Raw genomic sequence first — 2,210 nt, 5'->3', positions numbered from 1 at the left:
TCCGGGGAAATCTTCAGCCACAGACCGTCGGCCCCCGGCAGCTGACCCGACACCGGCAATGCATTGATATCCAGGCTCAGCAAGCGCTGACGCAGTGCATCAAGCTGCTCTTTCCCCGCCAGGCCACCGACAACCAGGCACTCATCGCGACGACGGGCCGGTGTGGACACGCCTGTTTCACGCAGCAGGCGGATCTCTTGTTGATTACCTTTGTACAACGACAGCGGGGTGACGTCCTTGACCTTGAGCGGGGCTTCCTGTTGATGCCAGACGTAATAGAAGACGTTGAGCACCAGCAACAGCAGAAACAACCAACGCATAAGCACCTCAGTCCAATGGGCAGGCCATTGCCAGGCCAACGAATACCAGGTCAGGGACTACCCGTGCCTGCGGCGCAGCTTCACGCACCAACGGCGCATCCCCGCCGGTAAGGAACACGGTAAAATTCTCCCCCCACAGCGCACGCGCCTGTTCGAGCTGAGTCCGGGCAAAGCCTTGCAGCATTAATACGCAACCACGCTCCACGGCCTCGACGGTCGAGCGCCCCGGGGCAAGGCTGGTCAATGCACGCGCTGCCGAAGCATCGTCATAGCGGATACGTCGGGTATGTGTACGCAACTGACTACGCATCAGCGGCATCCCCGGACAGATATAACCACCCAGGTGCTCGCCATCGGCGGCAATGAAGTCAGCCTTGGCGGCGGTCCCCAGGTCGATCACGAGGCAAGCACCCTTGGCCAGGTGGAACGCACCCAACGCTGCGAGCCAGCGATCCATGCCCAGGCGTTGATAGTCTTCATAGCCATTACGCACCCCCGCTGCTTGCTGGGCAGGCTCTGCGACTTGCGCCACCACACGGAATGCCTGGCCGATCAGCGAGCAAAGTGCAGCAGTTTCTTCCTCGCTGCGCACACTGACGATACGGCAACCCGACAAACGCAGCGACGCCAAGGCACTGACCTCGGCCACCAGCGACTGATCCGAATCGACAATACCGCCGCCCACGATCGTAGCGTCGCCAGCATGAATGACCCGCCACTTGATAAAGCTGTTACCGCAATCGAGCTCAAGAATCATCACGCAACCTCAAACTGAGCTCACCACCGCTGAAGCTCTTTTCCACACCGTCGACCTCAAGGCGCAAGCCGCCCTGCCCGTCCACACCGAGCACTACCCCATCGATCCGGGTACTGCCGGCAACCAGCGATACGTTACGCCCCTGCCATAGATGCGCTTGCTCCCATTCCTCCTGGAATGCGGCAAAACCATAGCGGCGGTGACGCGCCAATTCATGTTGCAGTTGCTGGCTGAGCATCGCCACCAAGTGATTGCGATCAATTGCGGCGCCAACCTCACGTCGCATCGAGGTCCACGCCTGGTCGACCTGGTCATTGGTCTGCATGTTCACATTAATGCCAATACCAAGCACCACGTGACAGACGTCTGCCGGGTCGCCGACCAGCTCAAGCAAGATGCCCGTGATCTTCTGCCCACGCACAAGCACATCATTGGGCCATTTAAGTCCCACATCCTTTACGCCGAAACCTTGCAGCGTTCGCATTACCGCCAACCCCACCACCAGGCTCAGCCCTTCGAGCTGGCGCATGCCGCCTTCGACACGCAAGACGAGGCTGTAATAGAGGTTTTCTGCGAAGGGGCTTACCCATTGACGACCGCGGCGGCCACGCCCGGCATTCTGGCGCTCGGCCAGCACCAGAAAAGGAGCAGCCTGCCCCTCACCCGCAAGCCGCAGCCCTTCGGCATTGGTCGAATCGATGGTTTCGTGGATGAAAACTGGCCACTGCTCGCCCTCGGCAAACTCGGCGATCGCCTTCGCTTCGAGCAGGACCAGAGGCGCCGCTAACTGGTAGCCGCGGCCACGAACCTTGTGAATAGTGAGGTTCAGCTCGGTCTCCAGGTGCTGCAGCTGCTTCCAAACGGCGCTGCGACTCACCCCGAGGGCTGCCCCCAAGGCTTCACCGGAATGGAACCGGCCATCCTTGAGGAGATTCAACAACTTCAGCATGCCAGTCTCGACTTGGAATAAGGCTGGCATGATAGCTATGGGTAGTGGCCTTGCATAGGAGAAGGGCCGCCCGCAGACGCTACCAACAGGGAGTTTTCCAGCCGCAAAGACAAAACCCCTACCTGCTCGCGCAGATAGGGGTTTTGCGAAATGAATCTTGACGATGACCTACTCTCACATGGGG

At 59.9% G+C, this 2,210-nt stretch carries 3 protein-coding genes; all 3 read right to left on the bottom strand.

Going from position 1 to position 2,210, the window contains the following annotated elements; all coding sequences use genetic code 11:
- Positions 1-320, bottom strand: a 320-nt coding sequence (locus NP534_RS26650; RefSeq protein ID WP_274100718.1) for a hypothetical protein, incomplete at its 3' end; no start/stop codon positions are given.
- Positions 321-327: 7 nt separating this feature from the next.
- Positions 328-1,077: a pantothenate kinase gene (locus NP534_RS26645; RefSeq protein ID WP_274100717.1), complete on the bottom strand. Its 750-nt coding sequence runs from the start codon at positions 1,075-1,077 to the stop codon at positions 328-330.
- A complete protein-coding gene (gene birA, locus NP534_RS26640; RefSeq protein ID WP_274100716.1) occupies positions 1,067-2,026 on the bottom strand; it encodes a bifunctional biotin--[acetyl-CoA-carboxylase] ligase/biotin operon repressor BirA in 960 nt (319 codons plus the stop codon). The genes NP534_RS26645 and birA overlap by 11 nt, the downstream gene beginning before the upstream one ends.
- Positions 2,027-2,210 lie beyond the last annotated feature (184 nt).

This window comes from Pseudomonas sp. 39004, assembly GCF_028682155.1.
Classification (GTDB): Bacteria; Pseudomonadota; Gammaproteobacteria; order Pseudomonadales; family Pseudomonadaceae; genus Aquipseudomonas; species Aquipseudomonas capeferrum.
The sequence above is the reverse complement of the archived record's forward strand: the minus strand, read 5'-3'. Positions and strand labels throughout refer to the sequence as shown.